This window comes from Bacillus sp. CZDM1, assembly GCF_055502545.1.
Map to the genome: position 1 here is coordinate 1 of NZ_JBUESO010000026.1, position 15492 is coordinate 15492.

Genomic DNA, 15492 nt, shown 5'->3' on the forward strand with positions numbered 1-15492 from the left:
GGAGGATTAGCTCAGCTGGGAGAGCATCTGCCTTACAAGCAGAGGGTCGGCGGTTCGATCCCGTCATCCTCCACCATGATTTTTTCATGAGTAGAATTTTATCATTTATATTGTCGCGGGGTGGAGCACGTTCGAATAAGCTTCTTCGAATGATCTACAGCGCACCGATTGAGCTGCTTCTTGAATAGACTTTCTGAAATCGGGGCGGTCTTTAAAACCAAGAGCATAATCAAATTTTATTATTTCTATTATCGCGGGGTGGAGCAGTCTGGTAGCTCGTCGGGCTCATAACCCGAAGGTCGCAGGTTCAAATCCTGTCCCCGCAACCAATTAATTTCAAGGTTTAAGCTGTTAAACCTCAACTATATTATTTTGGCGGTTGTGGCGAAGTGGTTAACGCACCTGATTGTGGTTCAGGCATTCGTGGGTTCGATTCCCATCAGCCGCCCCATTTTATATTTTTAATATTGGGCTATAGCCAAGCGGTAAGGCATCGCACTTTGACTGCGACATGCGTTGGTTCAAATCCAGCTAGCCCAGCCATTTTTTTTCTTTATATGCGGGTGTAGTTTAGTGGTAAAACCTCAGCCTTCCAAGCTGATGTTGTGAGTTCGATTCTCATCACCCGCTCCAATTAAGGGCCTATAGCTCAGCTGGTTAGAGCGCACGCCTGATAAGCGTGAGGTCGATGGTTCGAGTCCATTTAGGCCCATAAATAGTAAAAAGAGTGATTGCTAATACTAGTAATCGCTCTTTTTTTCGTTAATAGAAAAGTGACAATTACCTTCTTCTAGGATTTTTTAGTTTGAGTGGTTACAATAAGAATAGAGGCTACAAGTGACCGGAATCGACAAAAAATTGTGGAAGCGGTAATTAATAAAGGCTATAAGTGACCGGAATCATGAAAAAATCCCGAAGGTGGTAACGAATAGAAGCCTTGTTTTATAACTGAGTGAGAAAGGAGGTCCATGATGAGTTTTAATCAAGCAGCCATTGAAACCATGAAAAAACGACAATCAATCAGAACATTTGATACTCAAAACATAACAGATTCTCATTTGAAAATAATTAACGATTACATAAATAATCAAGACAACTTAATAGGACCATTTGGAAGTAAAGGGTGTATTAAGCTGATTCAGGTAACCAATAATGTAAGCGATAAAGGCATAAAGTTAGGAACATATGGATTTATTAAAAATCCACAAGCATATTTAGTTGGAGTAACAGAAAATAATAAATACTCACTTGTAGAGTTTGCTTACACCTTTCAAAAACTAGTTATCTTGTTAACTGAATTAGGAATCGGTACTTGCTGGATGGGTGGTACATTCAACCGAAATTCGTTTGAACAGGAAATTCAGCTTGGGAAAGAAGAATTCATCCCCTGTATAACACCAATCGGCTACCCGAATCAAAAACAACGGGTTTTTGATAAGGCACTCCGATACGTTGTAAAAGCTGATAATAAAAAGCCATGGGATAAGCTATTTTTTGATTCAACTTTCGATATTCCATTGGATAAACAAAAAGCGGGATTACTTGAAGTACCAATCGAGATGGTTAGGCTTGGACCATCTGCATCAAATAAACAGCCATGGAGACTTGTATTAACTCCTAATCGAAAGGTTTGTCATTTTTACATTGAGCATACACCGAATTATAGTTCAAAATTAGGATATGATATGCAGCTTTTGGATTTGGGAATTGCCATGAGTCAATTTGAATTAGCCTGTAAGGAATTAGATATTGAAGGACGATGGAGAGTTGAAAAACCAGACTTGCCTCTTCCAAATGAGCAAACGGAGTATATTGCCAGCTGGGAAACTCTTTTAAATTAGGCTCTGTTAAAGTTGAATGTTGATTTTACTGTGTTTGGAAAATAAGCGGAGAATTTCCGCTTAAATTGGGAAATACCAAATTAAACCTTCATAATAAGCGGAGTTTTTCCGCTTATGGTATCCAAATCATTGGATTTTGTCTTATTTAAAGCAGTTAACCGGAATATTTCCGCTTATATCGGCTTCATAAGGTTCCTTTATATACATTAGGCGGAAATTCTCCGCCTATGAATAATCAACCCTACCCAAAAATCAACAATGAATCATAACACAGCTTTAAATTAAGAAATGGAGTAAGTAGAAATGCCTGTTATCGAGCATAAACAGTTAATAAAGGCGCCAATTGAGGTTTGTTTTAATCTAGCCAGAGATGTCAATGTTCATACTCAAACTACCTTGAAAACAAAGGAAAGGGCTGTTGGGGGTGTAACAAAGGGGCTGTTAGAGGAAGGGGACAGTGTTACTTGGGAAGCTGTTCACTTTGGTATCAAACAAAGGTTGACTGCTAAAGTGATATTTATGGAAAAACCTCATAGTTTTGTTGATGTAATGGTGAAGGGGGCGTTTCGTTCCTTCATTCATATTCACCAGTTCGATGAGGAATCAGAGGGAACAACAATGATTGATCATTTTCAATATAAGTCACCTTTTGGCTTTTTAGGTGTAATTGCTGATAAATTGTTCTTGGAGAAGTATATGAGAAGATTTATCGCTTCGCGTGCATTAGAATTAAAAAGAATAGCTGAAAAAAATCAATAAAAAAACTAATCAAACGTTTGATTAAAACGGGAGATAAACTAATTAAACGTTTGATTAAATGATTTGCGGGCTTGGTATAAAAGGATTTTCTGTAGTTTTAAAGCTACTAATCAAACGTTTAATTAAATACCTGATATCTAGATATTCGACTGTTCCACTGTTCTTTTCTCCATATCCATAGCTGATACAATATATGCAAACCCATTCATCAAAAAGTAAATAACATTGGATTGTGCCCGTTCCGTTTCTCCTAAATAAGTATTTAAGATAATAACGACTGAGAATAAAACTACAAAGAATAGAGCGATTCTATTAAAGACTTCCATTCAAACAACTCCTTTTTTAGGATACTTATTTTATCATATTTATTTAGTGTTAAACTTATGCAGGACATGTGGCATTTGGAAAATAAGTTTAAAACACCTGAATATTTGAATCATCTATTTTAGGCTGGAAAAATGGTAACTCTCAATGGCCTCTCTAAGCCTCCTGACCCCTTCTTCAATCTTCTCTAGAGGCAGGCTCCCGTATCCGAGCACCATTTTATTACCATGTATATTCTTAACTAGTGAGTAATGATCAACCGAATATACCTGCACCCCGTAATGTTGAATCCATTCGATTAAGGATTGATGAATGCTGACCCGAGGGATTTCTACAACTAAATGCATCCCGGCTGCATGTCCTAAAATGACACAGTCCGGAAATTGCTTCTTTAAACTTTTTACCAGTGCCTCACGTCTTTGTTTATAGATTCGTTTCATTTTACGAATATGGCGATCAAAATGACCTTCTATCATAAATTTGGTTAGGATTAATTGCTCGAGAGAAGAATGATGCCGGTCGGTGTACCACTTCATCTTTTTAAAAGGCTCAATGAGTTCCTGCGGTAAAACAACATAACCGATTCGTAAGCCTGGGGATAGAATTTTACTAAAGGTTCCAACATAGATCACTTTACCCGGATCAAGTCCCTGAACCGAATGGACAGGCGTACCTTCATAGGTAAACTCACTATCATAATCATCCTCGACAATATAGCAGTTATGCTCCCGTGCATATTCAATTAACTGAATCCGCCTTTGAATCGTTAAGGTAACACCCATCGGAAACTGATGAGAGGGTAGAACGAAAATGAAGGCAGGCGGGTTCTCCTGTGATAGCCTATCAGGATTTATCCCCTTTTCATCTACGGGAATTGGACAGAGACTGGCTCCAGCGTGTGAAAAAATCGTTCGCATTTCGTCTGTCACTGGATCCTCAACGGCAACGAATTTATTATTTTTAATTAAAAGCTCTGTAATTAAAGACAGGGCTTGTGTTGCCCCCGATGTAATCATCACTTGATGTGGCTCACTAACGACTCCTCTAGTCCTATAAATATAACGTGAAATTTCTTCCCGTAAAGCAGGCAGCCCTTCAGCTGACTGATATCCGAAAATCGTATCGGGGGAGTCATAACATATATCCTTTGCAAGCCGTCCCCAAATCTTCCGGGGAAAATGATCCATCGCTGGAGTTGCTGCCTTAAAATCAATCATATCTTGATGGTCCATCGTAAACAGTTCGCTTTGTTTTACTTGTAAATGGGGCTTATTTTTTAAAAAAAGTGATCCTGGAGCCACAAAACTGCCTGACTTTGGGCGGACGATTAAATAGCCCTCCGCCCCCAATTGATCATAGACCTCTAAAACAATATTTCTAGATATTCCAAGTGAGTTGGCCAGCTCCCGTGTAGAAGGAAGCTTCTCGTCCGTTTTCAAATCACCATCTAAAATGTATTGCCTCAGCTGTTCATATACCTGCTGTGTTAAGGTTTTGCTATTCGTACGATCCACTTGAAACCACATGGCTGCACCTCCGACTTATTTCAAAACTGGTACTATAAAGATTCCTTGTTTTTGGCTCTGTATAGTACCAGTATAACATGCTATCTTTGAAGTAATGATTAGGAGGCGATTTTTGTGAAAACAATCGGATTAATCGGCGGATTAAGCTGGGAATCAACAACTGTTTATTACCATTATATTAATCGATATATTCAAGAGCAGTTAGGCGGCATTCATTCGGCCAAATGCTTAATCTATTCCTTCAACTTCGAAGAAATTGCAAAGCTGCAAAGAGAGGGCGAATGGGAATTGGCCACAAATAAGATGATAGAAGCGGCAAAGGTATTAGAAAATGGCGGGGCTGATCTCATTGCCATTTGTACAAATACGATGCACCTGATGGCAGGCGAAGTACAGGAGGCTGTAAATGTGCCGCTTATTCATATCGTCGATTGTGTGGTTGAGGAAATTAAAAAGAAGAATTTATCAAAGGTAGGATTATTAGGGACCAGATTTACAATGGAACAGCCGTTTTATAAAGAACTATTGATTAACAATAATATCGAGGTTCTTATCCCAGAAGAAGAAGACAGAAAAGTCGTACATGATGTCATTTTTGGGGAGCTATGTAAAGGAATCAATGAACCAGCATCGAAAGAAGCTTATTTGAATATCATCAACAAATTAGTAGAACGCGGGGCAGAGGGCGTCATACTCGGATGTACCGAAATACCTTTATTGATTCAGCAAAATGATACATCCATTCCCTTATTTGACACGACATTCATCCATGCTAATAAAGTGGCTCAAAAAGCACTGAATGAGTAAGGGTTAGGGAGAAGCGGAACTGTTTGGGCATGCTCCCGAGAACAATAAAGAAACTCGCCAATTTTTGTGTGGCGAGTTTTACTTTTTATATGACAATAAAGAAGTCAAAACAACTGTCTCACGCGGCCGTTTGGTCCTATACCATTGCTGGCAAAATAAGAATATTAGCAAGACCTCCACGATGTCCCCGCCATAATACATAACCATTCCCCCTGCTTCTGCCTGTTCAATAGGTACGCCAGCCGGCGGATGGGCATAAATATATTTTGATAGAATTCCGTGAGCAGCAAAGGATAGAATGAGAATGATCGTCCGGAAAGTATAGCTATACCGATGGGGTGCAGGATCATGGTAGATAATGGAAATCGTATAAAGATATCCTGCTGAAAAAACGTGTAAATGAACCATCGCATGTAAAAATGCATTTTGCTGCATCATTGAGTACAGCTCTGTAGTATAGAGAACCCATAGCCCGCCAATATTGAGAAGGGCGGTGACTACAGGATTACTATAAATACTTACTGGCCAGCTCTTCAATATTTGGGCAAGATTTCTAGCACAAGTCACACTAAGTGATCTTAAAAGAAGAGTCATAGGAGCAGCCAAGGCTATAAGAAGTGGGGCAAGCATTCCAAGGAATAAATGACCAACCATATGCGCCATGAAGTTTTCATGAGCGAGATTAGCAATGGGACCCATTAGAGCAACCGATGCTGAAAGAACTCCGAAAATCCAATATAAGTATCGAAAGAAAGGCCAACGTTTATGCCGGCGGTTTGAGACTAATGCAAGTAGAATATAAATCAAAACTGCCAGGACAAAAGGGAGAGCCAGGAGAAGTTCGAAAGATGACCCACTGGCGTGATGGACATGGTTATTTTCCATTTATGCAGACCCTGCTATCACTTTCGATTCCCGTCCTGTTCGATAAATAAGGATTAAACCAGCAATCATCATTAAGGCAGCAATGATATTCCATACCCAGTCATATGGGGCAATCTCCACATTATACCGAATCTGATGGATTCGCATTAATTTGTGTTGGATGGTTCCATCGTATAATTGAAACGCACCCCCTCCAAATAGAAAACCTCCAAACCATCTTTTTCGCCACCAGGCATCTCTTCGCCGTAGATCCGAGACAAGAAATGCCCCCGCAATTGTTGAGAACCAACTAAAGGCATGAAAGAGTCCATCCGAAACGAGACCGATATCAGGTGTAGACTTGTCATAGAAATGGTGCCAATGTAAAATCTGGTGGAAAACTGCCTCATCAATAAAAGCAACAAAACCAAGGCCTAATAAACAGCCCGATAATAGATTACGTCCTAAATAATTCAATCGTGCGTCATGACTCGTTGTCATTGAATTCTCTCCCTATTCCACTTTTTTCCTATCCAATAGTGTTTCCTGTCTGAAGTAAATCCAAACAGTAATAGGGAAGCAAATGGGAAATGTATAAGTATATTTAGGATAAAGCTTTGTTAAATTTCATTGTTGATTATTAGTATAATGTGGTCGATGAAAGACAAATCAGAAGAGTTCCCAACGAGATTGGTTCTTCATAAGCATGATGAAAGACAAATCAGGAGAGCTCCCAAAGACATTAGTCCTTCATAAGCGTGATGAAAGACAAATCAGAAGAGTTCCCAATGAGATTAGTCCTTTATAAGCATGATGAAAGACAAATTAGGAGAGTTCCCAATAAGATTAGTCCCTCATAATGGTGTCCGTAAGAAAAATCAACCTTTAACAGAGCTTAAGAAAAAAAGAGAGCCTGCCCCACTAAAAAGGGACAGGCAAATTTGTTTTTACATTAAACCAAAGTTTTAGCAGGCAGGACCTTCTGGAGTACACTCTTTTCTTCATCATTTAATGGAACCATTGGCAGACGGACTCCTCCAACTTGAACACCTTGAATATTTAGTGCAGCTTTTACTGGTGTTGGATTTGGTGCCGCAAATAATGCTTTCATGATAGGAAGAAGTCTCTGATGTGAAATCGCAGCCTCCTGAACGCGTCCATTTTTGAATTGGTTGATCATTTCCTGCATTTCATTCCCAATAATATGCGAGGCAACAGATACAACTCCAGCACCGCCTATGGATAGAACAGGTATAGTTAATCCATCATCACCGCTGTACAAGGTAAAATCATCTGAAGTCCGGCTAATCATTTCCGCCATGGCATCTAGATTTCCGCTGGCTTCTTTTATCGCAACGATATTACTAATTTCTGAGAGTCGGACAACGGTCTCTACAGACATGTTTACGACACTGCGACCAGGGATATTATAAAGCATTACCGGTAGGGAAGTGGTTTCGGCAATCGCTTTAAAGTGCTGAAACAGTCCTTCTTGTGAAGGCTTATTATAATATGGTGTAACGAGCATAATTCCATCCACGCCAGCCTCTTCAGCCAGTTTTGTTAAACTGATAGAAGCTCTAGTATTATTGGAGCCAGTTCCAGCAATGACAGGCACTCTGCCGGCTGAAACCTCGACAACGAATTTAAATAAAGCTATTTTTTCTTCTGTTGTTAATGTCGGGGATTCTCCCGTGGTTCCGGCAACCACTAATCCATCTGTACCATTCTCAATTAAGTAATTTACTAGTGTTCGAGCTGCGTTAAAATCAACCTCACCATGCTGATCAAATGGCGTTACCATCGCTGTTAACACTTGGCCAAAATTCATCATATTCACCCTTTTTATCATTTTTTTTTGAAAAATTAGAGGTGGCTTTAGGTCAGTCAAAAGTTAACGCAAAAAAGCAGCAGCGAAGGCTCGCTACTGCAGTAGAAACATAATAAAAAAAACGTTCCTTTGCGTAAGATAGCCCTCCATATAGTCTCCTATATGACAGTTCTGTATTTCTTCAATAGCAGAACCAGCGGTCTAGAAAAATGAGATTCCATCCGCTTCGGCAAATTCCCCTTTCCACAATCGTCTTAGGACCTCATCATCCTCAAACTGCGTACTATTGGTCATTGCGCCTCTATCCTCACTTCAAAAGGTAATGAAGTAAGAAAATATTTAATTATAAATAAATATAACAGACAATTCAATACTGTTCAAGAGGTTTGTTTTTTTTTTAATAGGCTATGTTAAACTAGGCTGTTGATTTACGCTCCAGGCGCTATGCTTTCCACGTATAGTCACGGTGACAGGCACCGCCCGTGGACACTGTCCACCTCAGGCGGACAGTTATTTTAACTTTTTAATGAAGACTACTTTTAGGTAGTCGGATTCTGGATAATGTTTGTTGGTTCTGAAGTCTTCAGGGAGTGAAAATTCTTCCATAAGTTTATAGCGTTTATTGGATTCCTTAAAGGCGGTATCGATGAATCCTTTAAATTTGTCCATATTAAAGGAGCTGGCATTGGTTGACGCGAGGATTATTCCGTTATCCTCGGTGATCGAAATGGCTTCTTTTAATAGGTTTTTATAATCCTTTTCGGCGCTGAAGACAAACTTCTTTGATCTTGCAAAGCTTGGAGGATCAAGGATCACGACATCAAACAGCAGCTCCTTTTTCACTGCATATTTGAAGTATTTGAATACATCCTCGACGATGATATCTTGAGTTTCCGCATCAATTCCATTCACTTTAAATTGCTCAATCGTTTTACTTTTGCTTCGATTCGCGAGGTCAACACTGGTCGTTTTTGCCGCACCGCCTAAAGCGGCATACACTGAAAACACGCCGGTGTAGGAGAACGTATTTAATACCCGTTTTCCTTTTGAATAGACATCTCGTAATTTTTTTCTAACCTCGATTTGATCTAAGAAAACACCGACCATGGCACTTTCATTCAAATAAACCGCTATATTGACGCCATTTTCTTTCACGATGAAGGGGAATTCTCCTCGTTCGCCAGCGACGAAGTCATCTTCTTCAATGTACTTACCACTTTCATCAAACCGCTTTTTCTGATAAATGGCTTTATACTCCACCAAATTCTTCAATGAATCTATGATAAACTCCCGAAAGTGATAGATGCCTTTACTGTACCAGGTAATGACGTAATACCCATCGAAGTAATCAATCGTTAAACCGCCAATTCCATCGCCTTCGCCGTTAAATACTCGAAATGCCGTTGTTTCAGAGCTCTGAAAAAAATGCTCTCTTCTATCAAAGGCAGCCTTTAGGGTCTTTTCAAAAAAACGATGATCAAATTGTTCCTTCTCAATGTTGCTGAGCACCCAGCCGAGACCTTTATTTTGTTTCCCATAATAGCCTTTGGCAATAAAGTGGTTCTGTTCATCAACAAGGTTTATGGTGCAGCCTTCTTGATCTAAAGCAGTAGGATTTATAATAGTGTCTTTTGTAATGAGAGGGTAGCCCTTTTTATATTTAGTAACGAACTTTGATTTCACCTTTAACCTGACTTCTATTTTCATGTTTTCATCCTATCTCTTGTATTTATCATTATTAGCATTGTAAACAAACTTTTATAAAATCAATCACAATTAATCAATCATAACACTCTTTACTATGAGTAGCGCGTATTTCAAGATAGAGGAACACGAAAAAAAGATCCAGCGGCATCTGGATCTTGGAATGCAATTCTACTTATTGGGTATCCACTGTTAAAGATGATTCGTCAGGTCTCTTACCATTTTGTAAGTCAGCAAGTGTTAATCCAAAATTCATTTGTAAATGGGGATAATCTTTAAATTGTGGCCAGTCACCTCCCCATTCAAAACCAAGAGCTTTTGCTATTTCCACGACCTCGTCCCAATCTGACTTTCCATTCTGATTTCCGTCGTATTGCATATCCCAAATGACATTTTCTGAAGGGGTTTTTATGGCAAAGTCGATGGCAAGCCCAAAATTATGAAAGGATTCTCCGCCCCTAGCATGCGTTACGATATTTCCTTCCGCTGTCCGGCCTTGTTCAAATAGTCGATCCTGATCCTCCGCACTGCGAAAGTCATCCGTAATTAAGACCACAATCCCTTTTGCGGCAGATTGCTGGATTAATTGATTGCTCCGTTCCTTCACGATGGGATGGAGTTCAGTCGGTAAATCTGCAGAGTCCATCGTTAATCTATTAAGCAAGTTAAAACCTAAAGGATTTTTCATAATGAAATAAAGGATAAAAACAATAAATAATGTGAGAAATAGTTTCCCTCGCCCGTTAAGTTTCAAAATCGCATTTCCTTTCTTACCTAAAAATCTTTTCAACATCTAAGACGATAAAAATGGACCCATTGTTTCAATTATTTGATTTCCATATATTTCAATCATACATAAAAAAAGACCCAGGTAAACTGGATCTTTACAAAGTTATTATTCAATCTAAGCTTCTACTGAGGCAACTTTAACGGTCCAGTTAAATGGATCTTCTTTTTTCCCAAGTTGAATTCCTATCATTTCATTATAAATATCCTGAGATAGCTGACCGATATTATTGTTATTGATAATGATAGATTGATCATTCCAAGTCAGTTCACCAACAGGCGAAATAACTGCAGCTGTTCCTGCTCCAAATACTTCCTCAAGTTCACCGCGCTTATGTGCAGCAAATACCTCTTCAATGGAAATTTTCTCTTCGCGCACTGGAACATTCCAATATTTTAACAATTGAATCACTGAATCACGCGTAACACCCGGTAAAATGCTTCCATTTAATCTCGGAGTTACCACTTCACCATTGATTTTGAAGAAGATGTTCATACTGCCGACTTCTTCCACATATTTATTCTCTTTCGCATCGAGCCAAAGAATTTGGGCATAGCCGCCTGCATCTGCCTTTTCTTGCGCTTTCAAGCTGGCTGCATAGTTGCCTGCTGTTTTAACATGGCCAACGCCTCCAATGACCGCACGGACGAATTGCTCCTCCACGTATATTTTAACGGGACTCAATTGGCTGCCATAATAAGCACCAGAAGGGGAGAGAATGACTAATAATTTATATTGCTTCGCTGGACGGACACCGAGATACGCCTCCGTTGAAAAAATAAACGGACGAATATAAAGCGAAGTTCCTTCACCACTAGGAACCCAATCCTTTTCGGTAATAATTAATTGTTTAATTCCTTCTAATAAGAAGTCCTCATCAATTTGGGGAATGCACAGCCTATCGCAAGAATCATTGAAACGCTTCATATTCTTCTCCGGACGGAATAATTGGATGGACCCATCCTTAGTCTTATATGCTTTCATACCTTCAAAGATTGCTTGTCCATAGTGAAAAACCATTGCTGAAGGATCCAGCGTTACCGGCTCGTATGGAGTAATTCTCGGATCAAACCAGCCTAAGTCACTATGATAGTCCATGGCAAACATGTAATCACTGAAATACTTGCCGAAACCAAGTGAAGCGGGATCTGGCTTTGGTTTTAATTGTTCTCTTGGAATAAATGAAATCTCCTGTTTCATGCTCACACCTCATTCTTATTTATAAGTTCAGTTTTTAAACTCTATATTACTTTAAAAATTATCTTTTTGGAATAGTAAAAATTCTTTTCTATACTATACCACTATTTTAATTAAATCAGGGTAATTTTGATTCAGATTTGTCAAAGTGGTGACATTTATGTTTGTCAGACCGAAAAAACTTTGTCATATATGACAAATATAACTGGTGAAAAAGTCCTCATTTTTGTAATCTTAACCTCATTACAATACTACTATTTCACTTCCATTATACAGATTAAGTGAATTTTAAGAAGGTAGAGGATAATATGAATAAGCCTAAAATTGCATGGATTACGGATACGACTTCTTCTCTTAGTAAAGAGTTTATTCAGCAGCATAACATACATGTTATTCCCCTGCATGTTGTCATTAATGATAAGTTTTATAAAGAAACAATCGATATTACTGAAGAAGATTTTTATGATCGAATGAAAAATGAGGAAGGAAAATTCCAATCCTCACAGCCAAATATCGGGGACATCGTTGAACTTTATGAAAAGTTAAAAGAAGAATATGACTTTGGAATAGCCATACATGCATCGAGTACATTAACCGGCACCTATCAAACCTCTGTGATGGCAGCGGAAATGGCTGGATTCAAATTATTTGCGATTGATTCCCATACGGGTTCATATCCTTTATCGTTCCTTGTGAAAAGAGGGGTAGAACTAGTTGAAAAGGGGCTCGACATTGACGAGGTTGTTTCACAATTAAATTCTTTACGTGAGAACACTCGATTATTCTTGGTCCCATCAAACCTCGACCAGCTTCACAAAAGCGGCAGAGTGTCTGGAAGCCAAAAAATATTAGCTTCGCTCTTTAATATTAAACCGATATTATCGATTGAGGATGGAGCCGCCAAGATTAAAGACAAAGTCCGAACGGAAAAGAAGGCTATTGCTTGGCTGGTAAATAATTTAAAGGAAGACCTTCTTTCAAAAACAGTTCAGAAAGTGGCGATTGTCCATGCGAATGACCGTGAAAGGGCTGCAAGTCTTGAACAATTAGTAAATGAAACATTTCCAGATATAGAAACAGAGAAATTAATGCTCATCACCGTTGCCGGTGTGCATACGGGTGTTGGGACACTTGGGCTATCATGGGTGAATGAATAATTACAAAATAAGCAGTCAAAGGCCGTTTGAATGAATCAAACGGCCTTTTTAGAATTTCTTCAATTAGGATATAAAAACTATTCATCTTCTGTATATGCTTCGGTTGTCGTGTCTCTGCAAGCCCAGCACTCGCAACGATTCCTCTCCATAATACATAATTCCTCTCCACAAGAAATGCAGATATCCATAAGAAGAAACTCCCCTTTCCAGTGAAAATGTATATTTATACTATTTTTATTCAATGAAGATGATAAATATGTCACCTTATGTTCGACAAATCCATTAGGTAGATGGAGGCGTTTCATTTAGTGAAAATGTAGAAATTTATTCATTAGAAATGATCAAAAACATTGTGATATACTAGACATCATTCAATATTGGCTGCAACACAGGAGGATTACCTAGAATGACAAGAGAAGGGACTTTTATTGGTGTCGATGGAGCAGAGTTATTTTTTCGAATAATTGAACCATTAACGGCTCCAAAAGCAACAGTTATTGTCGTCCATGGACACGGCGACCATAGCGGCGGCCTGCACAACATAAGTTTTGGCTTGGTTCAAGAAGGATATATCGTTTACACATTTGATTTGCGCGGTCATGGAAAAAGCTCAGGAAAAAGAGGGTTTATAAACAGTTGGGATGAATATCGAGGCGACTTACACAAGTTTCGAAAGTTAGTTTCGAAAAAGCAGCCCGGACTGCCTTTGTATATGATCGGACATAGTATGGGCGGGGTCATTGCCCTTGATTATGCTATAGATTATAGTTCTGGAATCTCAGGGGTCATTGCAATTGCACCTGCCATCTCTTATGAAGTGACCAGGTTTGAGCGGTTAGGTATAACCTTAATGAGTAAATGGAAGCCTGACCTCAGCATCAATGTGTCTAGACAATTAATGGCGAAAAATTCAGCGATGGCTGCTAAATATTATTCTGACTCTTTACGTCACAATACCATTACTCCTGGTTTAGGACGCGGGCTGATCCAAGGAATAACAAGGGTATTAGATCAGGCACCTTTGATAACGATGCCGTTTTTGTTACAATACGGACTTCGTGATAAAATTACACCGTCAGCAAAGCTTGGTTCCTTTTTTAAGCAAGTTTCATCCAAGGATAAACAGCTATTTGAATACCCTGCAGCAAAGCATCGACCTTTTGATGGGGCAGGCAAAGAGCAGTTTCTAATAGATATGATTACATGGCTGGACCAACAAGTGGAGAAAACTCAAACTGATAAAGTTCAGGCAGTTTAACTATCACAAAAACGGTATCTTCAGACACAAGAAGGCAAAATTCCATCAGTCCTGTCCGAAGCCGAGGCATCTTTGGACAAAAGAAGGCAAGATTTAGTCAGTCCTGTCCAAAGCCGAGGCATCTTCGGACAAAAGAAGGCAAAATTCCATTAGTCCTGTCCGAAGCTGAGGCATCTTCGGACAGCAGAAGGCAAAATTCCATTAGTTCTGTCTGAAGCTGAGCCCTCTTCGGACAGGAGAAGGCAAAATTCCATCAGTACTGGCCGAAGTCAGAGCCTTCTTATAAATAAATTTTCCAACACGCTCTAACTAAATCTACCTAATAAACTTTGTCCCCATTAAAAATAGAATTCTTCACAATGACATAATCTACAAAACGGATGGCTTCCAGTTTGTTTCCGCCGGCATAAGAAATAGAAGATTGTAAATCCTGCTCCATTTCAATGAGAGTATCCATCAAAGCACCTTTATGTTCCACTAACATTTTCTTGCCCTCTACATTTTTCCGTTCCCCTTTTTGATATTCCGAGGCTGAGCCGAAGTATTCTTTATAGAGCTTCCCATCTCTTTCAATCGTTTCCCCAGGCGATTCTTCATGTCCAGCAAATAAGGAACCAATCATCACCAGACAAGCTCCAAATCGGATCGATTTCGCAATATCCCCATGGGTACGAATCCCGCCGTCCGCAATGATTGGCTTACTTGCTGCCTTTGCACACCAGCGAAGAGCTGCTAACTGCCAGCCGCCAGTTCCAAATCCAGTCTTAATCTTCGTGATACATACTTTTCCTGGTCCAATCCCAACCTTTGTCGCGTCAGCACCAGCTCGCTCTAATTCTCGAACAGCCTCTGGAGTTCCAACATTTCCAGCAATCACAAAACTTTGTGGCAAGATTTGTTTAATATGCTGAATCATTTTAATCACGGCATTAGAGTGACCGTGTGCGATATCAATCGTAATGTATTCCGGGGCAATCTGCTCGTCTGCTACTTGTTCAATGAATCGATATTCTTCCTCTTTGACACCAACACTAATAGAGGCAAATAACCCACGTGATTTCATATCTTTAATAAAATTTAGCCGCCTCTCGGGTTCAAAGCGATGCATGATATAAAAATAACCATTTTCCGCTAAGTAGACAGCAATCTGTTCATCAATAATGGTCTGCATATTGGCAGGCACGACAGGCAGCTTAAATGTTCTGCCGCCAAAAGACACGGTAGTATCACACTCAGTACGACTATTTACTACACTTTTTGCGGGAATCAATTGAATATCTTCATAATCAAATACACTATCCATAGGAAGCCTCCTCATACAAAATCATCAATGGTTTAGTGTGTTTGTAATGGTATCTTTTTATTCTTTTTTTTATGATTCCTCCAAATCTCTACATAAAAAAAGGGGATAAAGGTAATTGTAAGCATGAACTCATT

General features: G+C 39.3%; 14 protein-coding genes, 6 tRNA genes and 1 riboswitch. Of the genes, 11 read left to right on the plus strand and 9 right to left on the minus strand.

Going from position 1 to position 15492, the window contains the following annotated elements; translation table 11 throughout:
- From ACY3XC_RS27920 to ACY3XC_RS27955, 8 genes are all read left to right on the plus strand, one after another.
- Nucleotides 1-76, plus strand: a tRNA-Val gene (locus ACY3XC_RS27920).
- 176 nt (nucleotides 77-252) lie between these two features.
- Nucleotides 253-329: transfer RNA gene (locus ACY3XC_RS27925), tRNA-Met, on the plus strand.
- A 46-nt stretch (nucleotides 330-375) separates the two neighbouring features.
- A tRNA-His gene (locus ACY3XC_RS27930) sits at nucleotides 376-451 on the plus strand.
- A 17-nt stretch (nucleotides 452-468) separates the two neighbouring features.
- Nucleotides 469-543: transfer RNA gene (locus tag ACY3XC_RS27935), tRNA-Gln, on the plus strand.
- 16 nt (nucleotides 544-559) lie between these two features.
- Nucleotides 560-633, plus strand: a tRNA-Gly gene (locus ACY3XC_RS27940).
- A gap of 5 nt (nucleotides 634-638) precedes the next feature.
- A tRNA-Ile gene (locus tag ACY3XC_RS27945) sits at nucleotides 639-712 on the plus strand.
- A gap of 259 nt (nucleotides 713-971) precedes the next feature.
- On the plus strand, nucleotides 972-1841 hold the full coding sequence (locus ACY3XC_RS27950) for a nitroreductase family protein (protein WP_464871436.1): 870 nt from the start codon (nucleotides 972-974) through the stop codon (nucleotides 1839-1841).
- 303 nt (nucleotides 1842-2144) lie between these two features.
- Nucleotides 2145-2600, plus strand: a complete 456-nt coding sequence (locus ACY3XC_RS27955; protein ID WP_464871437.1) for an SRPBCC family protein — start codon at nucleotides 2145-2147, stop codon at nucleotides 2598-2600.
- Nucleotides 2601-2737: 137 nt separating this feature from the next.
- Here the strand turns inward: ACY3XC_RS27955 and ACY3XC_RS27960 are convergent, their stop codons facing one another.
- The gene (locus tag ACY3XC_RS27960) at nucleotides 2738-2926 is read right to left on the minus strand and encodes a hypothetical protein (protein ID WP_464871438.1); all 189 of its coding nucleotides are present in this window, start codon (nucleotides 2924-2926) and stop codon (nucleotides 2738-2740) included.
- Nucleotides 2927-3040: 114 nt separating this feature from the next.
- A complete protein-coding gene (pdxR, locus tag ACY3XC_RS27965) occupies nucleotides 3041-4450 on the minus strand; it encodes a MocR-like pyridoxine biosynthesis transcription factor PdxR (RefSeq protein WP_464871439.1) in 1410 nt (469 codons plus the stop codon).
- Nucleotides 4451-4564: 114 nt separating this feature from the next.
- On the opposite strand from pdxR, the gene ACY3XC_RS27970 reads away from it, so the two are divergent.
- Nucleotides 4565-5257, plus strand: a complete 693-nt coding sequence (locus ACY3XC_RS27970; protein ID WP_464871440.1) for an aspartate/glutamate racemase family protein — start codon at nucleotides 4565-4567, stop codon at nucleotides 5255-5257.
- Between the two features lie 78 nt (nucleotides 5258-5335).
- Here the strand turns inward: ACY3XC_RS27970 and ACY3XC_RS27975 are convergent, their stop codons facing one another.
- From ACY3XC_RS27975 to ACY3XC_RS28000, 6 genes are all read right to left on the minus strand, one after another.
- Nucleotides 5336-6142, minus strand: a complete 807-nt coding sequence (locus ACY3XC_RS27975; protein WP_464871441.1) for a cytochrome c oxidase assembly protein — start codon at nucleotides 6140-6142, stop codon at nucleotides 5336-5338.
- Nucleotides 6143-6622, minus strand: coding sequence for a DUF2243 domain-containing protein (locus ACY3XC_RS27980; protein ID WP_464871442.1), 480 nt, complete (start codon nucleotides 6620-6622; stop codon nucleotides 6143-6145).
- Between the two features lie 451 nt (nucleotides 6623-7073).
- Nucleotides 7074-7952, minus strand: a complete 879-nt coding sequence (gene dapA, locus ACY3XC_RS27985; protein WP_464871443.1) for a 4-hydroxy-tetrahydrodipicolinate synthase — start codon at nucleotides 7950-7952, stop codon at nucleotides 7074-7076.
- A gap of 131 nt (nucleotides 7953-8083) precedes the next feature.
- A riboswitch (Lysine riboswitch) is annotated at nucleotides 8084-8264 on the minus strand.
- A gap of 198 nt (nucleotides 8265-8462) precedes the next feature.
- A complete protein-coding gene (locus ACY3XC_RS27990; protein ID WP_464871444.1) occupies nucleotides 8463-9659 on the minus strand; it encodes a class I SAM-dependent rRNA methyltransferase in 1197 nt (398 codons plus the stop codon).
- A 172-nt stretch (nucleotides 9660-9831) separates the two neighbouring features.
- The gene (locus ACY3XC_RS27995) at nucleotides 9832-10344 is read right to left on the minus strand and encodes a M15 family metallopeptidase (protein WP_464871463.1); all 513 of its coding nucleotides are present in this window, start codon (nucleotides 10342-10344) and stop codon (nucleotides 9832-9834) included.
- A gap of 216 nt (nucleotides 10345-10560) precedes the next feature.
- Nucleotides 10561-11643 carry a branched-chain amino acid aminotransferase gene (locus ACY3XC_RS28000; RefSeq protein ID WP_179161601.1) on the minus strand — a complete coding sequence of 361 codons (1083 nt, stop codon included), beginning with the start codon at nucleotides 11641-11643 and terminating at the stop codon, nucleotides 10561-10563.
- Nucleotides 11644-11948: 305 nt separating this feature from the next.
- On the opposite strand from ACY3XC_RS28000, the gene ACY3XC_RS28005 reads away from it, so the two are divergent.
- Nucleotides 11949-12797 carry a DegV family protein gene (locus ACY3XC_RS28005; RefSeq protein WP_464871445.1) on the plus strand — a complete coding sequence of 283 codons (849 nt, stop codon included), beginning with the start codon at nucleotides 11949-11951 and terminating at the stop codon, nucleotides 12795-12797.
- 406 nt (nucleotides 12798-13203) lie between these two features.
- Nucleotides 13204-14055 (plus strand): alpha/beta hydrolase, encoded by an 852-nt coding sequence (locus ACY3XC_RS28010; protein WP_464871446.1) that lies wholly within the window; start codon nucleotides 13204-13206, stop codon nucleotides 14053-14055.
- A 319-nt stretch (nucleotides 14056-14374) separates the two neighbouring features.
- Here the strand turns inward: ACY3XC_RS28010 and guaC are convergent, their stop codons facing one another.
- Nucleotides 14375-15358 (minus strand): GMP reductase, encoded by a 984-nt coding sequence (gene guaC / locus ACY3XC_RS28015; RefSeq protein WP_464871447.1) that lies wholly within the window; start codon nucleotides 15356-15358, stop codon nucleotides 14375-14377.
- Nucleotides 15359-15492: the final 134 nt, after the last annotated feature.

Bases quoted from the DNA above. Each gene is read 5' to 3' on its own strand.
- ACY3XC_RS28010 (WP_464871446.1), top strand. From the start codon at position 13,204: ATGACAAGAGAAGGGACTTTTATTGGTGTCGATGGAGCAGAGTTATTT.
- pdxR (WP_464871439.1), bottom strand. From the start codon at position 4,450: ATGTGGTTTCAAGTGGATCGTACGAATAGCAAAACCTTAACACAGCAG.
- ACY3XC_RS27990 (WP_464871444.1), bottom strand. From the start codon at position 9,659: ATGAAAATAGAAGTCAGGTTAAAGGTGAAATCAAAGTTCGTTACTAAA.
- ACY3XC_RS27960 (WP_464871438.1), bottom strand. From the start codon at position 2,926: ATGGAAGTCTTTAATAGAATCGCTCTATTCTTTGTAGTTTTATTCTCA.
- dapA (WP_464871443.1), bottom strand. From the start codon at position 7,952: ATGAATTTTGGCCAAGTGTTAACAGCGATGGTAACGCCATTTGATCAG.
- ACY3XC_RS27955 (WP_464871437.1), top strand. From the start codon at position 2,145: ATGCCTGTTATCGAGCATAAACAGTTAATAAAGGCGCCAATTGAGGTT.
- ACY3XC_RS28005 (WP_464871445.1), top strand. From the start codon at position 11,949: ATGAATAAGCCTAAAATTGCATGGATTACGGATACGACTTCTTCTCTT.
- ACY3XC_RS27995 (WP_464871463.1), bottom strand. From the start codon at position 10,344: ATGAAAAATCCTTTAGGTTTTAACTTGCTTAATAGATTAACGATGGAC.
- ACY3XC_RS27975 (WP_464871441.1), bottom strand. From the start codon at position 6,142: ATGGAAAATAACCATGTCCATCACGCCAGTGGGTCATCTTTCGAACTT.
- ACY3XC_RS27950 (WP_464871436.1), top strand. From the start codon at position 972: ATGAGTTTTAATCAAGCAGCCATTGAAACCATGAAAAAACGACAATCA.
- guaC (WP_464871447.1), bottom strand. From the start codon at position 15,358: ATGGATAGTGTATTTGATTATGAAGATATTCAATTGATTCCCGCAAAA.
- ACY3XC_RS27980 (WP_464871442.1), bottom strand. From the start codon at position 6,622: ATGACAACGAGTCATGACGCACGATTGAATTATTTAGGACGTAATCTA.
- ACY3XC_RS28000 (WP_179161601.1), bottom strand. From the start codon at position 11,643: ATGAAACAGGAGATTTCATTTATTCCAAGAGAACAATTAAAACCAAAG.